The organism is Streptomyces sp. MAR4 CNX-425, assembly GCF_048656465.1.
Classification (GTDB): domain Bacteria; phylum Actinomycetota; class Actinomycetes; order Streptomycetales; family Streptomycetaceae; genus Streptomyces.
This window is the reverse complement of the sequence record NZ_JBMDLF010000011.1, coordinates 15,555-37,612: the sequence shown is the minus strand read 5'-3', so window position 1 is coordinate 37,612 and position 22,058 is coordinate 15,555. Positions and strand designations below refer to the sequence as shown.

14 protein-coding genes are annotated in these 22,058 nt (G+C 77.2%); 5 read left to right on the top strand and 9 right to left on the bottom strand.

Annotation, left to right across the window (positions count from 1 at the left end; translation table 11 throughout):
* Nucleotides 1–48 precede the first annotated feature (48 nt).
* Together purH and purN are read right to left on the bottom strand one after the other, a co-directional pair.
* Complete coding sequence (purH, locus tag ACHZ99_RS26865) at nucleotides 49–1,626, bottom strand: bifunctional phosphoribosylaminoimidazolecarboxamide formyltransferase/IMP cyclohydrolase (RefSeq protein WP_420307345.1); 1,578 nt, start codon at nucleotides 1,624–1,626, stop codon at nucleotides 49–51.
* 4 nt (nucleotides 1,627–1,630) lie between these two features.
* Nucleotides 1,631–2,278: a phosphoribosylglycinamide formyltransferase gene (purN, locus tag ACHZ99_RS26860; protein ID WP_420307344.1), complete on the bottom strand. Its 648-nt coding sequence runs from the start codon at nucleotides 2,276–2,278 to the stop codon at nucleotides 1,631–1,633.
* Nucleotides 2,279–2,868: 590 nt separating this feature from the next.
* Here purN and ACHZ99_RS26855 point away from each other — a divergent pair.
* The gene (locus ACHZ99_RS26855) at nucleotides 2,869–3,678 is read left to right on the top strand and encodes a hypothetical protein (RefSeq protein ID WP_420307343.1); all 810 of its coding nucleotides are present in this window, start codon (nucleotides 2,869–2,871) and stop codon (nucleotides 3,676–3,678) included.
* Nucleotides 3,679–3,951: 273 nt separating this feature from the next.
* On the opposite strand, the gene ACHZ99_RS26850 is transcribed toward ACHZ99_RS26855, so the two are convergent.
* A complete protein-coding gene (locus tag ACHZ99_RS26850; RefSeq protein ID WP_420307342.1) occupies nucleotides 3,952–5,409 on the bottom strand; it encodes a DUF6350 family protein in 1,458 nt (485 codons plus the stop codon).
* A 199-nt stretch (nucleotides 5,410–5,608) separates the two neighbouring features.
* Here ACHZ99_RS26850 and ACHZ99_RS26845 point away from each other — a divergent pair, with 199 nt between their 5' ends.
* A complete protein-coding gene (locus tag ACHZ99_RS26845) occupies nucleotides 5,609–6,871 on the top strand; it encodes an RNA polymerase sigma factor (RefSeq protein ID WP_420307341.1) in 1,263 nt (420 codons plus the stop codon).
* A gap of 244 nt (nucleotides 6,872–7,115) precedes the next feature.
* Here ACHZ99_RS26845 and sucD read toward each other — a convergent pair whose 3' ends face one another.
* The 5 genes from sucD to ACHZ99_RS26820 all read right to left on the bottom strand — a co-directional run bounded on the left by sucD (nucleotide 7,116) and on the right by ACHZ99_RS26820 (nucleotide 15,413).
* A complete protein-coding gene (gene sucD / locus ACHZ99_RS26840; RefSeq protein WP_420307340.1) occupies nucleotides 7,116–8,000 on the bottom strand; it encodes a succinate--CoA ligase subunit alpha in 885 nt (294 codons plus the stop codon).
* 22 nt (nucleotides 8,001–8,022) lie between these two features.
* Complete coding sequence (gene sucC, locus ACHZ99_RS26835; protein WP_420307339.1) at nucleotides 8,023–9,195, bottom strand: ADP-forming succinate--CoA ligase subunit beta; 1,173 nt, start codon at nucleotides 9,193–9,195, stop codon at nucleotides 8,023–8,025.
* A gap of 241 nt (nucleotides 9,196–9,436) precedes the next feature.
* A complete protein-coding gene (locus ACHZ99_RS26830; protein ID WP_420307544.1) occupies nucleotides 9,437–10,570 on the bottom strand; it encodes a VWA domain-containing protein in 1,134 nt (377 codons plus the stop codon).
* A gap of 509 nt (nucleotides 10,571–11,079) precedes the next feature.
* The gene (locus ACHZ99_RS26825) at nucleotides 11,080–13,965 is read right to left on the bottom strand and encodes a DUF5682 family protein (RefSeq protein ID WP_420307542.1); all 2,886 of its coding nucleotides are present in this window, start codon (nucleotides 13,963–13,965) and stop codon (nucleotides 11,080–11,082) included.
* A 263-nt stretch (nucleotides 13,966–14,228) separates the two neighbouring features.
* On the bottom strand, nucleotides 14,229–15,413 hold the full coding sequence (locus ACHZ99_RS26820) for an ATP-binding protein (protein ID WP_420307338.1): 1,185 nt from the start codon (nucleotides 15,411–15,413) through the stop codon (nucleotides 14,229–14,231).
* Between the two features lie 152 nt (nucleotides 15,414–15,565).
* Here ACHZ99_RS26820 and ACHZ99_RS26815 point away from each other — a divergent pair, with 152 nt between their 5' ends.
* Together ACHZ99_RS26815 and ACHZ99_RS26810 are read left to right on the top strand one after the other, a co-directional pair.
* Nucleotides 15,566–17,044 (top strand): SWIM zinc finger family protein, encoded by a 1,479-nt coding sequence (locus ACHZ99_RS26815; RefSeq protein ID WP_420307337.1) that lies wholly within the window; start codon nucleotides 15,566–15,568, stop codon nucleotides 17,042–17,044.
* A 454-nt stretch (nucleotides 17,045–17,498) separates the two neighbouring features.
* Complete coding sequence (locus ACHZ99_RS26810; RefSeq protein ID WP_420307336.1) at nucleotides 17,499–19,214, top strand: DUF5691 domain-containing protein; 1,716 nt, start codon at nucleotides 17,499–17,501, stop codon at nucleotides 19,212–19,214.
* A 348-nt stretch (nucleotides 19,215–19,562) separates the two neighbouring features.
* Here ACHZ99_RS26810 and ACHZ99_RS26805 read toward each other — a convergent pair whose 3' ends face one another.
* Entirely contained in the window at nucleotides 19,563–19,976 is a 414-nt protein-coding gene (locus ACHZ99_RS26805; protein ID WP_420307335.1) for a cobalamin B12-binding domain-containing protein, read from the bottom strand.
* A gap of 290 nt (nucleotides 19,977–20,266) precedes the next feature.
* Here ACHZ99_RS26805 and ACHZ99_RS26800 point away from each other — a divergent pair, with 290 nt between their 5' ends.
* Nucleotides 20,267–22,042 carry a peptidoglycan DD-metalloendopeptidase family protein gene (locus ACHZ99_RS26800; protein WP_420307334.1) on the top strand — a complete coding sequence of 592 codons (1,776 nt, stop codon included), beginning with the start codon at nucleotides 20,267–20,269 and terminating at the stop codon, nucleotides 22,040–22,042.
* The last annotated feature ends 16 nt before the right edge of the window (nucleotides 22,043–22,058 follow it).

Sequence of the window (22,058 nt, the reverse complement as noted above, 5' to 3'; positions counted from 1 at the left end):
GGAGCCCCGCCGGCGCCGGCGGGGCTCCCTTCGTACGTACCGGCCCTCTCAGTGATAGAAGTGCCGCGCGCCCGTGAGGTACATGGTCACGCCCGCCTTCCGCGCCGCCTCGACCACCTGCTCGTCGCGGATCGACCCGCCCGGCTGCACCACGGCCCGTACCCCCGCGTCGAGCAGCACGTCAAGCCCGTCGGGGAAGGGGAAGAAGGCGTCCGAGGCGGCGTACGCCCCGGCCGCGCGCTCCACGCCCGCGCGCTGCACCGCGAGCTTCGCCGAGTCGACGCGGTTGACCTGCCCCATGCCGACGCCGACGGTCGCGCCGTCCTTCGCCAGCAGGATCGCGTTGGACTTCACCGCGCGGCACGCCCGCCAGGCGAACGCCAGGTCCGCCAGCCCCGCCGCGTCCAGCGGCTCGCCCACGGCCAGCGTCCAGGCGGCCGGGTCGTCGCCCGCGGCCTGGAACACGTCCCGCTCCTGCACCAGCAGCCCGCCGTCGACCGGCCGGAGCTCCCGCGCGCGCTGCGGCGCACCGGGGCTCGCCAGGATGCGGATGTTCTTCTTGCGCGTCAGCGCCTCCAGCGCCCCGTCCTCGTACGACGGCGCGACGATGACCTCGGTAAAGATGTCGGCGACCTGCTCGGCCAGCTCCTTGGACACCGGCCGGTTGACGGCGATCACGCCGCCGTACGCGGACACCGGGTCGCACGCGTGCGCCTTGCGGTGCGCCGCGGCGACGTCGTCGGCGACGGCGATGCCGCAGGGGTTTGCGTGCTTGATGATCGCGACGCAGGGACGCTCGTGGTCGTACGCGGCGCGCCGGGCGGCCTCGGTGTCGACGTAGTTGTTGTACGACATCTCCTTGCCGTGCAGCTGCTCGGCGCCGGGCAGGCCGGTGCCGGAGCCGTCGGTGTAGAGGGCGGCGGCCTGGTGCGGGTTCTCGCCGTAGCGCAGGGGGTGCAGGCGGGTGTACGCGGCGCCGAGGAAGTCCGGCGGGCCGTCGTCGGCGGGCGCGCACTCCTCGGCGAACCAGTTGGCCACCGCCACGTCGTACGCCGCCGTGTGCTGGAACGCCTCCGCCGCGAGCCGCCGGCGCTGCGCCAGGTCGAAGCCGCCGTCGGCGACCGCCTTCAGCACCTCGTCGTAGCGCGCGGGGTTGACGACCACCGCGACCGACGGGTGGTTCTTCGCCGCGCCCCGGACCATCGACGGGCCGCCGATGTCGATCTGCTCCACGCACTCGTCGGGCGAGGCGCCGGAGGCGACGGTCTCGGCGAACGGGTAGAGGTTGCTCACCAGCAGCTCGAACGGCTCGACGCCCAACTCCGCGAGCTGGCGCCGGTGGTCGTCCAGGCGGAGGTCGGCGAGGAGGCCGGCGTGCACGCGCGGGTGCAGGGTCTTGACCCGGCCGTCCAGGCACTCGGGGAAGCCGGTCAGCTCCTCGACCTGCGTCACCGGCACCCCGGCCGCGGCGATGCGGGCGGCCGTCGAGCCGGTGGAGACGAGCGCGACCCCGGCCTCGTGCAACCCGCGGGCCAGCTCCTCCAGGCCCGTCTTGTCGTAGACGCTGATGAGCGCGCGGTGGACCGGCCGCTGCGCGCCGGACCCTGACGACTCTGTATGACTCACCGAATTACTCACCGAAGCGAACCTTTCGATCCTCGACGCGGTAGCCGTCCCGGGCCAGCCGGCCCACGACGTCGACGAGCAGCCGGCGTTCGACTGCCTTGATGCGCTCGTGGAGCGCCTCGCCCCCGTCCCGGTGGTCCTCCTCGCGGACCTCGACCGCGCCCTGCGCGATGATCGGGCCGGTGTCGACGCCTTCGTCGACGAAGTGGACGGTGCACCCGGTGACCTTGACGCCGTGCGCGAGCGCGTCGCGTACGGCGTGGGCGCCGGGAAAGCTGGGAAGCAGCGCGGGGTGGGTGTTGACGAACCGGCCGCCGAAGCGCGCCAGGAACTCCTTCCCCACGATCTTCATGAACCCGGCCGAGACGACGAGGTCCGGCTCGTACGCGGCCGTCGCCTCGGCCAGCGCCCGGTCCCACTCGGCGCGGGTGGCGAAGTCCGGGACGCGGCACACGAACGTCGGCAGCCCGGCGCGCTCGGCGCGCAGCAGCCCGGCCGCGCCGGCGTCGGCGGTGCGGTCGGCGCCCACGGCGACGACCTCGGCGCCGTAGGCGTCCGCGCCGCGTGCGGCGACGGCGTCGAGCAGGGCCTGCAAGTTCGTACCGGAGCCGGAGACGAGCACGACGATGCGGGCGGGCGCATGCGGAACCACGGCGGATCTCTCTTCGGCGGGCGATTGTGCGTCCGTACGAGCCGCGAGACCCTGGGGTACCAGGGGGCCCGGGGAGGGGCGACGGACGTCTGCCACCATACCGGGCGTCCCCTGACGGGGCCGCGGCAGGCCGGGCGGGGTAGCGTCTCCGGTAGCAAGTACGCGCGCCCGCGTACGCGCCCCGGCCGAGCGGGCAGACGACCTGAGGAGACGACGCCGTCCAGATGCAGCCGGACCGACGCCGCAGCGCGGCCCTCCGACGCCCCGTCCCCGCATCGGCCGGGGCCCCCTCGCAGCAGCGCGCGCAGTCGCGCGGGCGGTTCGGCGCGCCCCGGGACGTGCGCGTGCCCGGGCAGGGCGGCGTCGCGTACCGCGACGCCCGGCCGCCGTCGGACGCGGACGCCGCGGCGGCACCGGCGCCGCCGCCGGAGGGCGGCGGACCGGGGGCGCCGAGCGGACCGGGCGCACCGGGGCAGCCGCAGGGGCAGCCGCCGTACGGGCCGGGGCCTTACGGCGCGCCGCCGCCCGGCGCACCGCCTTACGGTGGCTCGCCTTACGGGGCGCCGCCTCACGGTGCGCCGCCGCAGGGGATGCCGCAGTACGGGCCGGGACCGCAGGGCGCGCCGCCGCAGCAGCCCCGCGACGCGCCCGGGGGCGGCGGCCACGACGGCGGCCAGGGCGGTCAGGACGGTCAGGGCGGTCAGGGCAACGGCGGCCAGGGCAACGGGCAGAACGGCGGCCAGGACCAGCCGCCGCCCCCGTGGGGCAACCAGTGGAGCCCCCAGCAGCCGCCGCCCGGCCACGGCAGTTGGGGCGGCGGCGACCCGGGCCAGCAGGGCCCCGGCGGGCCGCAGGGCCCCGGGCCCGGCCCGGGTGGCTCGGGCGGGTCGGGCGACGAGCCGGGCTCCGGCAAGAACAACGGCCGCGGCGACGGCCCCCGCGGCAATCTGCGCTGGGACCCGACCGACCCCGTGCAGCGGCGCTCGCGGTACGCGCTGCTCGCCGGCATGTGGGGCTTCTTCTTCGCCCTGTTCAACTGGTGGCCGCTGGCGCTGCTCCTCGGCGCGCTGGCGCTCTACTGGGGCATCGACGCGCTGCGCGGCAAGTCCGGCGGACAGGACAACGCCGCCGCGAACAACGCCCGGAACAACGGCGGCACCGACGCCTTCGGCCAGCCCGTCCAGCGCCAGGGGAAGGGCACCCGGCAGCACACCACGACGGCGATCACGGGCATCGTGGCGGCGGGCATCACGCTGTCCATCGTGCTCGCCGGGTTCGCGGTGCAGATCGCGTACCGGGACTACTTCAGCTGCCGCAGCGACGCGCTCACCGAGACGTCGAAGGACAAGTGCAGCGACGAACTGCCCAAGCCGCTGCGGACGTTCTTCGAACGCGACTGACGCGCGGGCGGCCCGCCGCGGGCGCCCCGGGCGGGCGGCGGGCACCGGCGTGGGCCGGTACGGGGCGCGGTCGGACCGCGAGGCCGGGTCAGGGCGCGCGCCGCGGCGGGCGGATCCCGGACACGAGGCCGGCGGGACCGCGCACGTGGGCGGTCCCGGCAGGACCACGAAAGTGAGCCGGACCCGGCAGCGTCACGCACGCGAGCAAGCCCCAGGCGGGACCGTCGGTACGGGGCACGGGGCGTAGCCCGGGCGCGCGGGGCGGGCCCGGCGTCAGTCGCCGCCCGGCTCCTCCTGCCACTCCTCCGCCAGCCGCGAGCGCGGCTCCCACAGCGGCCAGCCCTGCCGGCCCCACCGCCACCGCCGCCCCCGGACGGGCGCCCCGGGCGCCGCCACCGCACCACGTCCCCCGCACTCCCGCCCCAGGGTAGGCCGCCCCGCCGACACCAGCGGGTCCGCGCCGCGCAGCCGCACGGCCCGTACGACGAGCGCCACCGGCACCCCGATCACCGCCGTCCACGCCACCGCCGCCCCGCCGGCCTGCCACCACACCGGCCCGAACTCCGCCAGCGTCCGGGTACCGAGCGGGCCACCGGCGAGCCACGCCAGCGCCGCCGTGCCCGCGCCGCAGGCGAGCGCCGCCGAGGCCGTCACCCACACCGTCGGCCACCACCGCCAGCTCGGCCCCCGCTCCCCCGCCACCGGCGCCGCCGCCCGCCCCGCGAAGCACCCGACGACGACCCCCGCCACCGCCGGCACCGCCGCGGCGGCCCAGGTCAGCGGCCCGCCGGGGCCCTCCCCCGGCACCGCGGCGAGCAGCGGGAAGACGGGCTGCACGGGGTAGTCGGCGGCGCCCAGCGGCGCCACCGCGCTCCCGGCCCCGACGGTGAAGCCGGGCCCGAGCCCGTACGCCGCCGCCCACACCGCGGCGTTCGGCAGCAGCGCGAGGGCGAGGAGGAAGACGCCGAACCGGCCGGAGACCGTCCCGGAGAGGGACAGGAAGTGCTCCTGCGCGACGGCCGCGTGCGTGACCAGCGCGATCCCGCACAGCAGCGCACCCCCGCCGACCAGCGCGACGACCCCAGCCGCACCGGCCCGGGCGACGGCCTCCGCGCGCGGCGCCGCCCCGGCCCGCGCGTCAGCCGCCGCCGGCCGCCGCCGGCGGGGCAGCAGCACGGCGGGCGTCCCGGCCGCGGACCACACCCCGGCGGCGGTGGCCGCCGACACCGTCAGCGGCACCACGACCGCGGCGCTGAGCGGCGCGGCGTGCAGCGGCCCACCGAGGGCGTACCCGGTCACGGTGGCGGCGACGGCCAGATAGCCGCAGGCCACCCACGCGCCGGTGGCGAGCGGCGCGAGCTGCGGCCGGCCGTCCTGCGGGGTGAGCGCGTCGCGCGCGGTGCGGTGCAGCAGGAAGACGGGCAGCGCCGTGAGCAGCAGCGGCGTGAGGCCGACGGGCGCGGGCACGCCGGTGCGGGTCTCGGTGCGTACGAGATCGGCGCCGTGGGCGAGCAGCCACAGGTCGGCGACGACGCGCAGGGCCCCGCCCGGGCCGCTGTCGGGGTACGGGGACGTGATCCACAGCAGCAGCACGAGCACGGCGAGAAACCCCAGGCCGAGGCCGGCGGCGAGGAACCCACCGGCCAGCGCGGCGGCCACGGCGGCGCCGCGGGCGCCCCGGGCCTGGCGCCGGGGTGACAACGACGGGGCGAGGTCGGTCAATTGGCTCACGGCCGCCATGGTGCCAAATACACCCGTTTCGCCCTGGTAACGAGCGAATGCCCGTCGTGTTGGCCACGATGCTGCTATGGACCCTGACATAGCGCCGCCGGTGCCGATCGGGCCGCGGGAGCGACGCCGGAGGCGGCGCGGGCGAAGACGGGGGCGGGAGCGGCCGGCGGAGCAGGCGGACACGCAGGAGATACCGCTGGTGAGCGGGGGGACCGGGCCGGCGCGGGCCCAGGCTGCCGGGGATGGGGCTGCCGGGGCCGGGGTGTACGGGCCGGGCGTCTCCGGCGGCGCGCCGCCCGGGACCGGGGTGACCGGAGCCGCGGCCTCCCCGGGCACGGGCTCCGGCGGCGGCACGCCCCGTCGCCGCCCGGCCCGGGGCGGGGCACACCGGGTCGGGGCGTACGGGAGCCGCGCCTACCGGGCCGGGCGCCGCGCCGCCGCCGCACGGAACTCCGCGGCCGCCGCCGACGCCACGGCCGCAGCCGCGCAGGCCGCGTACGACGCGCTCTACCAGCGCTGCGCCGCCGACGTCACCCGGCACACGTACCTCCTCACCGGCGACCACGCCCTCACCCGCGAGGCCGTCGAACACGCCTTCCACCTCGCCTGGGAGCGCTGGCCCGAGGTGGCCTCCGACCGGGATCCGCCGGGGTGGGTGCGGGCCGCCGCGTTCGCCTACGTGCAGGAGCCGTGGGAGTGGCTGCGCGCCCGGGGACGCCGGCGGCGGCGCGGGATCCGGAGGCGGGGCGCGGGCGCGGAGTCCCCGGAGGGGTACGGCGACGGGCCGGACGGCGAGGCGGACGGCGAGGCGGCGGACCGGCGGCTGTTCGCGGCGCTGCTGGCGCTGCCGGAGTCGTACCGCAGCGCCGTCGTCGTCTACGACGTCGTCGGGCTGGACCTGCCCGAGGCAGCCGCCGAGCTGGAGGCCACCACCCTGGCCGCCGCGGCCCGGCTGACGCACGCGCACGAGGCGCTGGCCGCGGCCGTACCGGAGCTGGGGCGGCTCCCGGCGGCCGAACGGGCGGAGGCGCTGCGCGCCGGGCTGCGGCGGTTCGCCGCCACGCAGCCGATACGCACCCTGCCCCCCGGCGCCGCACGCCACCGCAGCGAGCGCCGTACGGACCGGCAGCTGCGCCGCTACGCCCTGCTCGCCGCCGCCCTCTTCCTCGCCGCCGCGGCCGTCAGCGTCCTGGGCGAGGACCACACCCGCGACCGGACCGCACCCCCGTGGCCGGGCGTCCGGGCCGGTCAGCCACCCGCGGCGGGTACGGGGACGCCACCGGCAGCGAGCACCGCCGCGCCGGCCGCGCCGGGCACCGCCCCACCGCGCGGCACCCGGCCCGGCGGACAGCCCGGGGGCGACCGCCACCACCGGGCACACGCCGCGCCGGGCGCGGGCGCGCCGCCCGCACCGGCCGCTCCGGCCCGTCCGGTCCGTCCACCGCCTGCCGCCCCGGACTAGCGGGACCGGGCTGGCGGGACCGGACTGGCAGGATCGGACTGGCGGGACCGGGCGGGCGGGACCGGCCGCACGGGCTGCCCGGGACGGACCGCGCCCGCCCGGTCGGCGCCCGCCGCCGGCGGCCACCCGAACCACCCGTTCGGGCGACCCGGCCGCGGCCCTCCGTGCTGACGCGCGAAAGCGGGCCCACCCCCCAAGGGGCGGACCCGCTCTCGGTGCCGTTCGCGGCGAGCCGCGGGGGGCGTCAGCTCGTCAGCAGCTCGCGGGCCAGCCGCGCCGTCTCCGACGGCGTCTTGCCGACCTTCACGCCCGCGGCCTCCAGCGCCTCCTTCTTCGCCTGGGCCGTGCCCGACGAACCGGAGACGATCGCACCGGCGTGGCCCATCGTCTTGCCCTCGGGCGCGGTGAAGCCGGCGACGTAGCCGACGACCGGCTTCGTCACGTTGGCCTTGATGTAGTCCGCGGCCCGCTCCTCGGCGTCGCCGCCGATCTCGCCGATCATCACGATCAGGTCGGTGTCGGCGTCGGCCTCGAAGGCTTCGAGGGCGTCGATGTGGGTGGTGCCGATGACCGGGTCGCCGCCGATGCCGACGCAGGTGGAGAAGCCGAGGTCACGCAGCTCGTACATCATCTGGTACGTCAGCGTGCCGGACTTCGACACCAGGCCGATCCGCCCCGGCTTGGTGATGTCCGCGGGGATGATGCCCGCGTTGGACTGGCCGGGGGTGATCAGGCCCGGGCAGTTGGGGCCCACGATGCGCGTCTTGTTGCCCTTCGCGCCCGCGTACGCCCAGAAGGCGGCGGTGTCGTGGACCGCGATGCCCTCGGTGATGACCACCGCGAGCGGGATCTCGGCGTCGATCGCCTCGACCACCGCGGACTTCGTGAACTTCTCCGGCACGAAGATGACGGAGACGTCCGCGCCGGTGGCGTCGACGGCCTCCCGCACCGATCCGAAGACCGGGACCTCGGTGCCGTCGAAGTCGACCTGCTGGCCCGCCTTGCGGGGGTTGACCCCGCCGACGACGTTGGTGCCGGACGCGAGCATCCGCCGCGTGTGCTTCTGGCCCTCCGAGCCGGTCATGCCCTGGACGATGACCTTGGAGTCCTTGGTGAGGAAGATAGCCATGGTTTTCTTCTGTCCTCTGTCCTTACTTGGCGGCCAGCTCGGCGGCGCGGTCGGCGGCGCCGTCCATGGTGTCCACCTGCTCGACGAGCGGGTGGTTCGCGTCGCTGAGGATCTTGCGGCCCAGCTCGGCGTTGTTGCCGTCGAGGCGCACGACCAGCGGCTTCGTGACGTCCTCGCCCTTGTTCTTGAGCAGCGCGAGAGCCTGCACGATGCCGTTGGCGACCTCGTCGCAGGCGGTGATGCCGCCGAAGACGTTGACGAAGACGGACCGGACGTCCGGGTCGCCGAGGATGATCTCCAGGCCGTTGGCCATCACGTCGGCGGAGGCGCCGCCGCCGATGTCGAGGAAGTTGGCGGGCTTGACGGCGCCGTGCCGCTCGCCCGCGTACGCGACGACGTCGAGGGTGGACATGACCAGGCCCGCGCCGTTGCCGATGATGCCGACCTGGCCGTCGAGCTTCACGTAGTTGAGGCCCTTGGCCTTGGCCGCGGCCTCCAGCGGGTTGGCGGCGGCCTTGTCCTCGAACGCGCCGTGGTCGGGCTGGCGGAACTCGGCGTTCGCGTCCAGCGACACCTTGCCGTCCAGCGCCAGCACGGTCCCGTCGGCGGTCTTGACCAGCGGGTTGACCTCGACCAGGAGGGCGTCCTCCTTGACGAAGACGGTCCAGAGGGTCTGCAGGACCTGGGCGACCTGGTCGGCGATCTCCGCGGGGAAGCGGGCGGCCTCGACGATCTCGCGGGCCTTGGCCTCGGTCACGCCGTCGTTCGCGTCCACGGGGATCCGGGCCAGCGCCTCCGGCTTCGTGGCCGCGACCTCCTCGATGTCCATGCCGCCCTCGACGGACGCCATGGCGAGGAAGGTGCGGTTGGCGCGGTCGAGGAGGTACGACACGTAGTACTCGTCGGCGATCTCGGCGGTCTGCGCGAGCATCACCTTGTGGACCGTGTGGCCCTTGATGTCCATGCCCAGAATCTGGCCGGCCTTCTCGACGGCGTCGTCCGGGTCGGACGCGAGCTTCACGCCGCCCGCCTTGCCCCGGCCGCCGGTCTTGACCTGGGCCTTGACGACGGCGCGACCGCCGAGCTCCGCGGTCACCTGGCGCGCCGCCTCGGGCGTGTCGATGACTTCGCCGGCCAGCACCGGTACACCATGCTTGGCGAAGAGATCCCTCGCCTGGTACTCGAACAGATCCACGCGCGTCCGTCCCTTGTGATTCAGTCGTGTCGCGTTGTAATGGCAGGGTCGTCTTGCAGATTAGCCCTGCCCGACAGCGCGGCCTAAATCCGGGGTCACACCGGCGCGGTGAGAACGGTCACAGGTGCGGCCCGGGCGTCCGCGGGGTACGGATGGACCACGGAGGACTGCGCTCCGGCCCCTCTCCCACGCCCCCTTCTCCGCCTCTCCGGCCCGTACGCCCCCCTCCCTCCGTCTCCGCTCACGCCTCCGCCGGGGCGGGCAGCGGGCGGCCTTCGAGGGCGGCGGCCATCACCTCCGGGAACAGCTCGGGCGTGCAGGCGAAGGCGGGCGCGCCGAGGGCGGCGAGCGCGGCGGCGTGGTCCCGGTCGTACGCGGGCGCGCCCTCGTCGGAGAGCGCGAGCAGCGCGACGAACTGCACGCCGGACGCCTTCATCGCCGCGACCCGCTTCAGCATCTCCTGACGTATGCCGCCCTCGTACAGGTCGCTGATGAGCACGACCACGGTGTCGGCGGGGCGGGTGATGCGCTGCTGGCAGTAGGCGAGCGCCCGGTTGATGTCCGTACCGCCGCCGAGCTGGGTGCCGAAGAGGACGTCCACGGGGTCGCTGAGCTGGTCGGTGAGGTCGACGACGGCGGTGTCGAAGGCGACGAGCCGGGTGGCGAGGGAGCGCATGGAGGCGAGGACGGCGCCGAAGACGGACGCGTAGACGACGGAGGCGGCCATCGAGCCGGACTGGTCGATGGCGAGGACGACCTCCTTGCGGACGGAGCGGGCGGCGCGCGCGTAGCCGACGAGGCGCTCGGGGACGACGGTGCGGTGCTCGGGGAGGTAGTGCTTGAGGTTGGCGCGGATGGTGCGGTCCCAGTCGATGTCGCGGTGCCGGGGGCGCTGGACGCGGGCGGCGCGGTCGAGGGCGCCGGTGAGGGTGGCGCGGGTGCGGGCGGCGAGCTTGCGCTCCAGGTCGTCGGTGACCTGGCGGACGACGGCGCGGGCCGTCTCGCGGGCCTCGTCGGGCATGGCCTTGGCGAGGGAGAGCAGCGTGCCGACGAGGTGCACGTCGGGCTCGACGGCGGCGAGCATCTCGGGCTCCAGGAGGAGCGAGGCGATGCCGAGCCGGTCGATCGCGTCGCGCTGCATGACCTGGACGACGGGGGTGGGGAAGTACGTCCGCACGTCGCCGAGCCACCGCGCCACCTGCGGCGCGGAGCCGCCGAGCCCGGCGCGGCGGCGGCTGCCGCCGCCGGCGGGGCCGTCGGGGGAGCCGTAGAGCGCGGCCAGCGTGCGGTCCATACCGGCGTCGTCCCCGTCCAGCGCCCGCCCGGTCCCGTCCCCGCCCCCCTCGCCCCCGAGAACGAGCCGCCAGCGCCGCAGCCGCTCCCCGGCGACGCCGCCGAGCGCGGGTTCGGCGGCGTCGCTCCGCGAGGCGGCGGAGGCAGGCGGGCCGGGGCTCGCGGTGGCCGCGCGGGTGGGGGCGGCGGCCGCCGGGGCGCCGGGGGCGGCGGAGAACGCGGGGCCGGGGGTGGCGGTGGCCGCGTGGGTGGGGGCCGCGGGTACCGGGGCGGGCGAGGGCGCGGGGGCCGGGGTGGAGTCGCCGGGGCCGGGCGAGTACACACCCGCGGCGGAATCCGCCGACGCGGTCCGCGGGCCCGGCGCAGGGCCGGGGGTGGCGGTGGCCGCGTGGGCGGCGGGCGCGGGCGCGGGGATCGGGGCGGGGTCGCCGGGGCCGGGCGGGTGCACACCCGCGGCGGAATCCGCCGGCGCGGTCTTCGGGCCCGGCGCGGGGGCGGGGGTGGGTCGGAGACCGGGGGGCGGGCTGGGCATCGGGGTCTCCTCGTACGGGGTCGGGGGGTGCTGCGGACCGTCTGCGGCGGCGGGCGGGGTCACCGGGGTGCCTCCTTCGTGCCGAGCAGCGCTCGGATCGTGGGCAGGACGGCCTCGGCGCGGGCCGCGTCGACCTCGTCGGCGAAGCCGGGCAGGCCGTCCGGCTCGGCCGGGCCCGCGGCGGTGGCCCCGCGGCGCACCAGCTCGCCGATCGCCCGGCGGGCCCCCGGCTCGTACTCGGCAAACGTCCGCCGCAGCAGCGGCAGCACGTCCGTGAAGGCGTCGCCGGCCAGCCCGGTCAGCCAGCCGTCGACGAGCGCGAGCAGCCTCTCGTCGTGCACGAGGAGCATGCCGCCGTCGCCGCCGAGGAAGCCCTCGACCCACGCGGCGGCGTCCGCGGGCGGCACCGCGTGGGACAGCGCGAGGCCCATGGCCCGCTCCGCCTCCTCGGCCGGCATCCGGCCGCCGTCGAGGAGCAGCCGCACCGCCCGCCCGCGGATGAGTCCGGGCACGGCGTCCCGGCTGGCCAGCACCCGCAGCGCGGCGGCCCACCGCCCGCGCAGCGAATCCGCCCCGCCCGGCACCGGACTTCCCCCCGGAACGGCACCGCTCGCCGCGTCCCCGCCGCGCCCGGCGCCCTCACCGGCGCCTCCTCCGCTCTCCTCTTCTTCCGGGCCGCCCCGCGGCGCGTCGCCCGCGTCCAGCAGGGCCACCGCGCCGTGCACCGCGTCGACGTGGGTGCGCATCTCCTGCGCCCCGTCCGCGTCGAGCCCCGCGCACGCGCCGGGGAGGCCGACGAAGATCCGGTCGGCCAGCCCCGTGGCGACCTCCGCCAGCGCCGCCGTCTCCGTGCCGCGGACGTCGCCGTAGCGGACGGACCGGGCCAGCGCGGGGAGCGCCTGCGCCAGGTGGCCGACGTCCGTGTCGAGCGCCGCGCGGTCGGCGAGCGCCCGCATCGCGACCGGCAGCGCGTCGGACAGCTCGGCGAGCAGGCACTGCTCGGCCAGCGCCGTCACCGCCGCCAGCGAACCGGCCTGCGCCGCCTCGTATTCGGCCTTCGCGGTGGCCGCCGCGACCACCGTCGTGCCCCAGAGCGCCGCCTCGACCACCCGCACGGACAGGTCCGGCTCCCACCGCAGGCTCCACGTCTCGCGGAACGTGCCCGTGCTCGCCCGCGAGGCCGCGGGCACGCCCCAGTCGACGCCGAGGAGCCGCAGCCGGTGCAGCAGGCGGCTGCGCCCCGCGTCGGTCTCCTTGCGCAGGTCGAGCTGAAGCTCGCGCTCCTCGGCCGCCGGCTTGAGGCGCAGCGCCTTCTGGGTGCGCGCCAGGTCCCGCTGGAGCGGCACGGCGGGCGCCGAGTCCGGCACCTCGCCGAGCGCGTCGCCCACGACGAGCCGGTCCGCGACGAGCGCCAGCGGCACCTCGGAGCCGTCGCACATCACGGCCCGTACGGCGTCCAGCGTCTCGGCGAGCCCGGCGAGGGGGCGGCCCCGCATCGTCGCCAGCGCGGTGGCGAGCCGGACGGCCTCGATGACGTGCGCCGAGGAGACGATCCGGCCCTCGCCGCGCAGCAGGTCCGCGACCTTGATCAACCAGCGCTCGATGGGCCGGTCCGGGGCCTCGAAGAGGTGCGCGTACCAGCCCGGGGAGTCGATACCCGCGCCGTAGCCGCTGTGCCGCGCCAGCCGCCGGTGGGTCCACGGCACCCAGGCCACCTCGGTCTTGACCTTGGGCAGGCCCTTGAGCAGGCGGCGGTCGGCGGTGGCGGTGGTACGGGTCCGCAGCGCGGGCACGTGCCAGGCGCCGCACACGACGGCGACCTGCCCGCCGAACTCGCGCCGCGCCTCCCGCAGCCGCAGCCGCATGTGCGCCTCGCGCACCAGGTCCCGGTCGTGCCCGCCGTCGCCGTACCGCTCGCGCAGCACGCCCATCGCCTCGTCCAGCGCGGCGAACGGTGCGGCCACGTCACCGCCTGCGGCGGGCCCGCCCGGACCGTGGGGAGCGGCGGTGGCGGAGGAGCCGCGGGCGGCGGGGGCACCTCCCGGGTCGCCCCGGTGCGGGTCGCGGCGGCCCGAGCCGGCGTCGCCGCCGCCGTCGCCCCCGCCGGGGGCAGGGGCACCGCCCGCGCCGTCCACGCCACCGGGCGCCCCGGGGGCCACGGGTGCCCCGAGGGCCGCGGGTGCCCCGGGAGCCGCAGGTGTCCCGGGGGTCGCGGGTGCCCCAGGGGCCGCAGGTGCCCCCGGAGCCGCGGGTGCGCCGGGGGCCGCGGGTGCGCCGGGAGCCACGGGTGCGCCGGGAGCCGCGGTGCCGGTACCCGTCCCCGGCGGCCCCTCCCCCGGGGCGGCCGGGTCGGTACGGGGCGGCATGCGGTGCTCGACCGCGTCCTCCCACCACCTCTCGGGGTCGTCGTACCCGGCGGCCTGCGCGAGGACCGCGAGCGGGTCGAGGCGCACCGCCTCCGGGCCCGGCACCCGTCCTCCTTCGCCCGCCTCTCCGGGCTCTCCGGGCTCTCCGGGCTCGTCCGCGTCCGGTTCGCCTGCCGCGCCCGGGGCACCGGGAGCCGGTCGGCCGGCGTCGGCCATCGCGAGGGTGTGGGCGGCGGGGAGGTCGATGAAGCGGACCGGGACGCCGTGGCGCAGCGCCCAGCGGATCGCGACCCACTCCGGCGAGAAGTGCGCCAGCGGCCAGAAGCCCGCCCGCGCCGGCTCGTCCACGGCGTGAGCCAGCAGCGCGACCGGCGGCCGCATGTCCTCGTCACCCGCCAGCCCGACGATGGCGTCCGCCTCCGGCGGGCCCTCGATGAGCACGGCCCGCGGCCGGTACGCGTCCAGCGCCGCGGCCACGCCGCGCGCCGAGCCCGGGCCGTGGTGCCGCACGCCGAGCAGTAACGGCTCGACGGCCGCACCCGCCGCCCCGCCCGGACGCACCTCCTCCGCACCGGCCACGACCCGATCCCCCTCGCCCACGACTCCGGCTCCCCCGGCCACGTACTCCGCGGCCCCGTACTCCCTGCCCCCGTGCTCCGCGCCGGCGAACTCCCCGCGCGCGGACGCCCCGTCCGCGGACCGTCCGTCGGCGTGCGCCCCGCCCGCGTCCGCTACCCGCGTGCCCGCGCCGCCGCCGTCCTTCTCCCCCGCCCGCACCGCACCTCTTTCTCTTACGCTCCGCGGCCCCGCGGCCCGGCGCGGCCCCGCCGCGCCGCGCGAGGTCACGCCGTGACCTCGCGGCACGCGCGGTAGAGGTCCTTCCAGCCCTCGCGCTCGCGCACGACCGTCTCCAGATACTCCTGCCAGACCACGCTGTCGGCCGCCGGATCGCGGACGACCGCGCTCTGGATGCCCGCCGCCACGTCGCTCGCCCGCAGCACCCCGTCGCCGAAGTGCGCCGCCAGCGCGAGGCCGCCGGTGACCACGGATATCGCCTCGGCCGTCGACAGCGTCCCGGACGGGGACTTCACCTTCGTCCGGCCGTCGGCCGTCTCCCCGTCGCGCAGCTCGCGGAAGACCGTGACGACCCGGCGGATCTCGTCGACCGCCTCCGGGACCGGCGGCAGCTGGAGCGTGGCGCCGATCTGCGCCACGCGCTGCGTGACGATGCCGACCTCGTCCTCCGGCGACGCCGGCAGCGGCAGCACCACCGTGTTGAAGCGGCGGCGCAGCGCGCTGGACAGCTCGTTGACCCCCCGGTCGCGATCATTGGCGGTCGCGATCACGTTGAACCCCCGGACCGCCTGGATCTCTTCGCCCAGCTCCGCGACGGGCAGGGTCTTCTCCGACAGGATCGTGATGAGCGAGTCCTGCACGTCCGCCGGGATCCGGGTCAGCTCCTCGACCCGCGCCGTCATGCCCTCCGCCATCGCCCGCATCACCGGGCTGGGCACCAGGGCCTCCCGGCTGGGGCCGGCGGCGAGCAGCTGCGCATAGTTCCACCCGTACCGGATCGCCTCCTCCGGCGTCCCCGCCGTCCCCTGCACCAGCAGCGTGGAATCACCGCTGACGGCGGCGGCCAGGTGCTCCGAGACCCAGGTCTTCGCGGTGCCGGGCACGCCGAGCAGCAGCAGCGCCCGGTCCGTGGCCAACGTGGCCACCGCGACCTCCACGATCCGGCGCGGGCCGACGTACTTGGGCGTGATCGCCGTGCCGTCCGGGAGCGTGCCGCCCAGCAGATACGTGGACACCGCCCACGGCGACAGCCGCCAGCGCGGCGGCCGCGGCCGGTCGTCCGCGGCGGCGAGGGCCGCCAACTCGTGCGCGAAGGCGTCCTCGGCGTGCGGCCGCAGGGCCGCGTCCGCGCCCGGGGGCTCCGCGGATCCCGCGGACCCTGCGGACCCGGCGGAACGCCCCGCCTCAGCGGTGCCCCCGGCGGCCGCGCCTGCCCCTGTCGTGGTCGTCATCGTCCCCTCCTCGCCGACTCGGTCGCAGCCGCCGCGACTGCCGCCCCGACGCCTGCGGAAACCACCTTGCCGTACACCACTGACACCGCCGCCGGGCCTGTGGATAACGCAGGTCAGAGACGTTGTCAGTGCCGGGCCGTAGCGTCGTGGGCATGGAGGGGCAGAGCGAGCGGTGGAGCACGGATCAGGTGTGGGGGCTGGCCCCTGACGCCTCGTCACGGACGGCCGCGGGCAAGCTCGCGGCGGCCGGGCCGTGGGCGGAGTCCGGGGCCGCGGGCGACCTGGTGTGGGGGCTGTGCCGCGGCAGCGGCAGCCGGCCGTATCAGACGGCGGTGGATCTCCAGGGCCCGGCGTACAAGTGCAGTTGTCCGAGCCGGAAGTTCCCCTGCAAGCACGCGCTGGGGCTGCTGCTGCGCTGGGCCGGGGGCGAGGTGCCCGAGGTCCCGCGGGAGGGACGGGAGAGAGGGGAGAGAGGGGACACCGGCCCGGTGCCGGAGTGGGCGGCCGAGTGGCTGGCGAGCCGCCGGGAGAAGGCGGAGCGGACGGCGGCGACCGCCGCCCCCGCGGCGGAGCGGGCCCCCGACCCGGCGGCGGCCGCCGAGGCCCGGCGCCGGGCGGAGCAGCGGCTCCAGCGGATCGCCTCGGGGGCGACGGAGCTGGAGCAGCGGCTGACGGACCTGCTGCGGGACGGGCTCGCGGCGGCGCCGCGGGGCGCGGTGTGGGAGGAGACGGCGGCGCGCATGGTCGACGCGCAGGCGCCGGGGCTCGCGGCCCGGGTGCGCGAGCTGGGGTCGCTGCCGGCCTCGGGCCCCGGCTGGCCGGCCCGGCTGCTCGCCGAGTGCAGCCTGACGCACCTGCTGGACCAGGGCTTTCTACGGCTGTCGGAGCTGCCGGAGCCGCTGGCGGCGACGGTCCGGGCGCGGGTGGGCCTCACGGTCGACGCCGCCGGGCTGCTGCGCGGCGGCACGCTCCGGGACAGCTGGCTGGTGCTGGCCCAGGAGGACGCCGACGACGGCAAGTTGGTCACGCGCCGCATCTGGCTCCACGGCGCGCGCACCGACCGGATGGCGCTGCTGCTGGTCTACGGGGCGGCGGGCCGGGCGCCGGAGCAGTCGTTGCCGACGGGGCTGGTGCTCGACGCGGAGCTGGCGTACTACCCGGGCGCGTATCCGCTGCGCGCGGCGCTGGGCACGGTCCACGCGGGCCCGCGGTCCCCGGCCGGGGGCGCGGACGGCCCGGAGCGCGCGGTCCCGCCGGGGGCCGGGATCGCGGCGGCGGCCGCGGCGTACGGGGCGGCGCTGGCGGCGGATCCGTGGCTGGAGGGGATACCGGTGGTGCTCGCGGATGTGGTGCCCGTGCCGGAAGAAGGGGACGACGGCTGGCAGTTGGCCCAGCGGACGGGCGACGGCGCCCTGCCGCTCCACCCGGCCGCGGCGCGGGGCCCGGGCGTGTGGCAGCTCCTCGCGGTGTCGGGCGGCGGCCCGGTCACGGTCTTCGGCGAGTTCGGCCACGCGGGTTTCCGCCCGCTGACGACGTGGTCCGCGGGCACGGCGGTGCCCCTCACGGGCGCCGCGGGAGCGGGGGCGGCGGCGCCGGTCGCGGCGGGGAAGGGAGGGGGCACGTGGCGGTGACGACGGTGCGGGGGCGGTCGCGGCGAAGCCGAAGTGCCCGTCCGGGACGGGCGGGACGGGACGGGCAGCAGACGCGCACCGCGCGGCGGGCGGTATCGGGGTGTGCGGCCTGCCGGACAGGACCGGCGCGCACGCTCGGCGGACGGCCTCGCAGCGCGCGGCGGGCGGTGCCGGGGGGTGCGGCGTGGGGTGCGCCTCCGTCCCCTCGGAAACCAGCAGAACGAGGCGGGCAGCGGGCACCCGGCGCACGCGGCGGCCCCGGACAGGACCGGCGCGCGCGCTCCGCGCGGCGGGCGGTATCGGGGGACACGGCGTGCCGCGTACCGGCCGCCCCGCGGGGGGCGGCGGACCCGGGCGGACAACACACGCGGAAGGCGCGCACCGCACCCGGAGGGGACCGGCGCGTGGGCTGGTCGGCCGCGGCGGTGCCGCAGGCGCACGTGGAGGGGGTCGTATGACGGTTGACGTGCAGGACATGCAGGACGTGCGGGACCCGGGCGGCGGTTGGGCGGAGCTGGTCGCGGCCGCCGTGGTCGGGGCCGGGCGGCGGGGCGTCGACGAGCGCGCGCTGCTCGACGCCGCCGCGGCGGCGACCGTGCGGCGGCGTGCCGGGGCGCTGCCCGCCCCGGCGCGCGCGCTGCCCGAGCCCGCCGCGCACGATCCCCGGCCCCGGCTGCCCGCCGCCGCGCGGCGGCGGCTCGCCGCGCTGCTCGCCGACCGTTCCGGCCCCGGCGGTGGGAGTCGCCGCGGACCGACCCCCGACCTGGCCGAGCTGATACCGGAGTGGCTGCGGTACGCCGTCGAGTGCGGCTACCAGGCGCCGCCCGAGCTGCTGCCCGCGCTGCTCGACGCCGCCCGCGCCCGCGTCGACCTGCGCCCGCACGCGCTCGCCCTCGCCGGGCCGCGCGGGCTGTGGCTCGCCGAGCGGGCGCCGCAGTGGGCGCCGCTGCTGCGCGACGGCGCGGCCGGGCCCGCGCTGCCCGACCCGCGCGACGCGGCCGCCGTCCGCGCGCTCTGGGAGGAGGGGCCGCGGGCCGGCGGGCCGGGGACCAGCCAGGTGCGCGGCGCGCTCTTCGCGGAGGTGCGCCGGGCCGATCCCGCCGGTGCTGTCGAGCTGCTGGCGTCGACGTGGGCGAGCGAGAAGGCCGAGGACCGGCTGGCGTTCGTGGAGTTGCTGCGCACGGGGCTGTCCCGCGCCGACGAGCCGTTCTTGGAAGAGGCCCTCGGCGACCGCAGCCGCGGCGTACGGGCCGCCGCCGCGGACCTCCTCGCCGGGCTCGCCGGCTCCGCGCTGGCCGGGCGGATGGCCGCGCGGGTGCGGTCGCTGGTGGTGCTCGACCGCAGCGAGGAGCCGCCGGTGGTCGCGGTGGAGGCGCCGTACGAGTGCGACGCGGCCATGCAGCGGGACGGGGTGGTGGCCAAGCCGCCGGCGGGCATGGGCGAGCGGTCGTGGTGGTTCGGGCAGGTGGTCGCGGCGGCGCCGCTGGCGGTGTGGTCGGAGGTCTTCGACGGCCGGACGCCGGAGGAGGTCATCGCGCTGCCGGTCGCGGACGGCTGGCGGCCGGACCTGCTCGCCGCCTGGAGCCGCGCCGCCGCCCGGCAGCACGACGCCGCGTGGGCCCGTGCCCTCCTCGGCACCGCCCCCGCCGCGCCGGACGAGCCGCCCGGCTTCACCGCCGGCCCGCCGGGCGCCGTGCCCTCCCCCGGTGCCGCCGTGGCCACCGGCACCGCCGCCGGGGCCGGCGAGCAGATACCCGGGCGGGACCCGGCGCGGCTGCTCACCGCGCTGCCCGCGGCGGAACGGGCCGCGTGGGTGGCCGAGTTCATCTCGGCGCACGGGCTGTCGGAGGCGTTCCGGCTCCTCGGCGCCTGCGCCGTGCCGTGGCCCGAGGAGCTGGGCCGGGCCGTGGTCGACGCCCTGGAGATCGCGCGGGACGGCGGCAGCTATCCGTGGAGCTTCAGCGGCGTGATGGGGCTCGCGGAGCGCTGTCTCGACCCCTCGTACGCGATCCGTCTCGAACCGCTCGCCGCGATGCACGAGGAGGCGGAGGAGAGTTCGCCCGGCGCCGCCGGGTACTGGTCGGAGGCGTTCCAGCGGCTGGTGGCCACGCTGCGGATACGTGCCGCGATGCGCGACGAGCTGGCCGCGCCCCCCGCCCTGCGCCCCTGACCGAGGCGGGAGGGGGCGGGCGGGGATCGTGCCCGCGGCGTGGTGCAGGGCAGCGCCCGCACGCGGTGGGGCTGTCCGGCGCCCCGGCGCCGTCACCGCGCCCGGCGCGGCGGGGAAGCGGCTGCCGCTGCGCGGCGCGCGCCCGTTGGCCGGACGGCCCAGAGGCCCCCGCCACCTGCGAAGTCGTAGCCTCGGGCCGGTGACACCACAGTGCGGACGCGACCCGAGCGGGCGGGTCGGTGTCGCACGCGCCGCATCCGGTGGCACCGACCGGGCCACGCCTTCGCGGGCAGCCGTCGCGGGTTCAGGCCGTCGGCGGGCATACGATCCCGCCGCCGCCCGCAGGGTTCACGCGCCCGCCGGCTCGCGCACGTGCGCCCGTACCCACTCCACCACCTCGGTCGTCGCCGCGCCCGGCGTGAAGATCTCCGCCACGCCCAGCTCCTTCAGCCGCGGGATGTCGTCGTCCGGGATGATCCCGCCGCCGAACAGCTTGATGTCCAGCGCGTCCCGCTCCCGCAGCAGCTCCACGACCTTCTCGAAGAGCGTCATGTGCGCCCCGGAGAGAATGGACAGGCCGATCGCCTCGGCGTCCTCCTGGATCGCGGTGTCGACGATCTGCTCGGGCGTCTGGTGCAGGCCCGTGTAGATGACCTCCATCCCGGCGTCGCGCAGCGCCCGCGCGATGACCTTGGCGCCGCGGTCGTGGCCGTCGAGCCCCGGCTTGGCCACCACCACGCGGATCGGACCGGTGCCACTCATCGCTGCCTCCATCGCGCGGTCCCGCGCGTTCGTGAGAGTCCTTCGAGGTGTGAACGAACGTTATCCCCAGGATCCCGCACCCCGGCGGAACGCAACCTCCGGGGAGGGGGAAATCACACGGTCGGCCACCGGCAAAACGGACAGCTCTGGCCCCGGCCCTACCCTCGGGTACTCGAAAAATCGGGCAAGTGCCCCGAACGCACCCCGGTGAAACCAAGGAAAGATTGTCGAGCCGTGGGACGCCGGGTACAGTCGCGCAAGTCTCCTGCCCCCGAGGCGAAAGAGAAGTGGTGAACGACCGTCCCCCGTCGGGCTTCCCCACCCCCACCCCGACCTCTCCCGCCGGCGACGCCTCCGCCCTTGGAAGCCTCGACGGCTACGGGTACGGCTACGACACCCCCGGCCACGGCGGCGGTTCCGGCGAAGAGCCGCTCCATTACGGCTACCAGACCTACGACGGGTACGACGCGAGCCACACCGGCGCGTACGACGCCACCGGCGCGTACGACGCCACCGGCTACGAGGCCGGCGGCTACCTGACGCCCGGCTCCGCCCCGTCCTGGGACACCGGCACGCAGTCCGCCGACTTCGGCGCGTACGACGCGAACGGCCTGTACGGCACGGCCGATCCCTACGCCGCCGACTCCCACGCCTCCGGCGGCTACGACGTCTCCGCCCTCTGGTCGCAGGGCGCCGGCGACACCCCGGCCGCCGGCATTCCGCGGCAGGGCGGCCCGGCCGACGACTACGACTACGGCTACCCCTCGGCGGGCGCCCCGGCCGCGCAGTGGAACACCACCGGCGAGTGGTCCGGCTGGGACACGGGCACGCAGTACGAGACGACGCAGTACGAGACGACGCGGCACGAGACCGCGCAGTACGAGACGACGCAGTACGAAACCGCGCAGTACGAGGCCGCGCAGCCCGAGTCCGCGCAGTACGAGTCGGCGCACTACGAAACCGCGCAGTACGACTCGACGTCCGGCTGGGGGGACACCGGGCACCACGACGCCGCGGCGTACGCGGACGTGGCCACCGACGCGACGGGGTATCCCGACGCCACGGTGTACACCGAAGCGACCGCGTACCCCGGGGCGTTCGCCGCCACCGCCACGGCCACCGCCACCGCGGCGTACGCCGAACAGGCCGCCGACCCCGAGTCGACCGCCGCCTGGAACTTCGCCGAGCTGGAAGCGCTCGACGCCCACGACGACCCCGCCGCACCGGGTGTCCCCGAGACGCCCGAAGGCATCGACGGCCCCGACGCCGCGGACCCCGAGCCCGCGGCCGGCGCCGCCGGCGCCCCCGTCGGCCGCCCCGTACGCTCCAGCCGCCGCCGCTGTCCCAAGCGCTCCGCGCTGCTCACCGTCGCCGTGCCGTCCATCGCCGTCGTCGGCGTGGCCGGCGTCGCCGCCGCGTCCGTCACCGGCACCGGTTCCGACGGCGCCGAGGACGACGGCAAGACGACGCAGGCGGCCCCGGACGCCGGTTCCGCCACGGCCTCGAAGGCCAACGCCGCGCTCGACACGCAGCTCCGCGGCGTCACCGAGGACGCCGACGACTTCGCCGACCGCGCGAGCCGCACCCAGGAGCGCATCGACCTCAAGGAGAAGCAGGAGGCCGAGCGGAAGCGGGAGGCGGAGGAGGCCGCGCGCAAGGAGGCGCTGCGCCCGAAGTTCGCGGTCCCCGTCGCCGAGCCGGGCCTCAGCGCGTACTACGGCCAGGCCGGCGTCAACTGGGCTTCCGTGCACACCGGCATCGACTTCCCCGTCTCGTACGGCACCGAGGTGATGGCGGCCACCGACGGCACGGTCACCACCCGCTACGACTACTCGTACGGGAACATGCTCGTCCTGACGGCCCCCGACGGCACCGAGACGTGGTACGCCCACCTCGACAGCTACGCCGTGACCACCGGCCCCGTGCAGGCCGGCGACGTCATCGCCTACTCGGGCAACTCCGGCAACTCCATGGGTCCGCACCTGCACTTCGAGGTGCGCCCCTACGGCGGCTCCACCGTCGACCCGCTCGCGTGGTTGCAGGAGAAGGGCTTCAACCCCCAGTAGGCCCGCGCGGGCGGCG

Excerpts from the sequence above, each read along its gene's own strand:
- ACHZ99_RS26805 (WP_420307335.1), bottom strand. The coding sequence starts at position 19,976 with ATGAGTGGCACCGGTCCGATCCGCGTGGTGGTGGCCAAGCCGGGGCTC.
- ACHZ99_RS26855 (WP_420307343.1), top strand. The coding sequence starts at position 2,869 with ATGCCGCAGTACGGGCCGGGACCGCAGGGCGCGCCGCCGCAGCAGCCC.
- ACHZ99_RS26815 (WP_420307337.1), top strand. The coding sequence starts at position 15,566 with ATGGAGGGGCAGAGCGAGCGGTGGAGCACGGATCAGGTGTGGGGGCTG.
- sucD (WP_420307340.1), bottom strand. The coding sequence starts at position 8,000 with ATGGCTATCTTCCTCACCAAGGACTCCAAGGTCATCGTCCAGGGCATG.
- ACHZ99_RS26810 (WP_420307336.1), top strand. The coding sequence starts at position 17,499 with ATGACGGTTGACGTGCAGGACATGCAGGACGTGCGGGACCCGGGCGGC.
- ACHZ99_RS26820 (WP_420307338.1), bottom strand. The coding sequence starts at position 15,413 with ATGACGACCACGACAGGGGCAGGCGCGGCCGCCGGGGGCACCGCTGAG.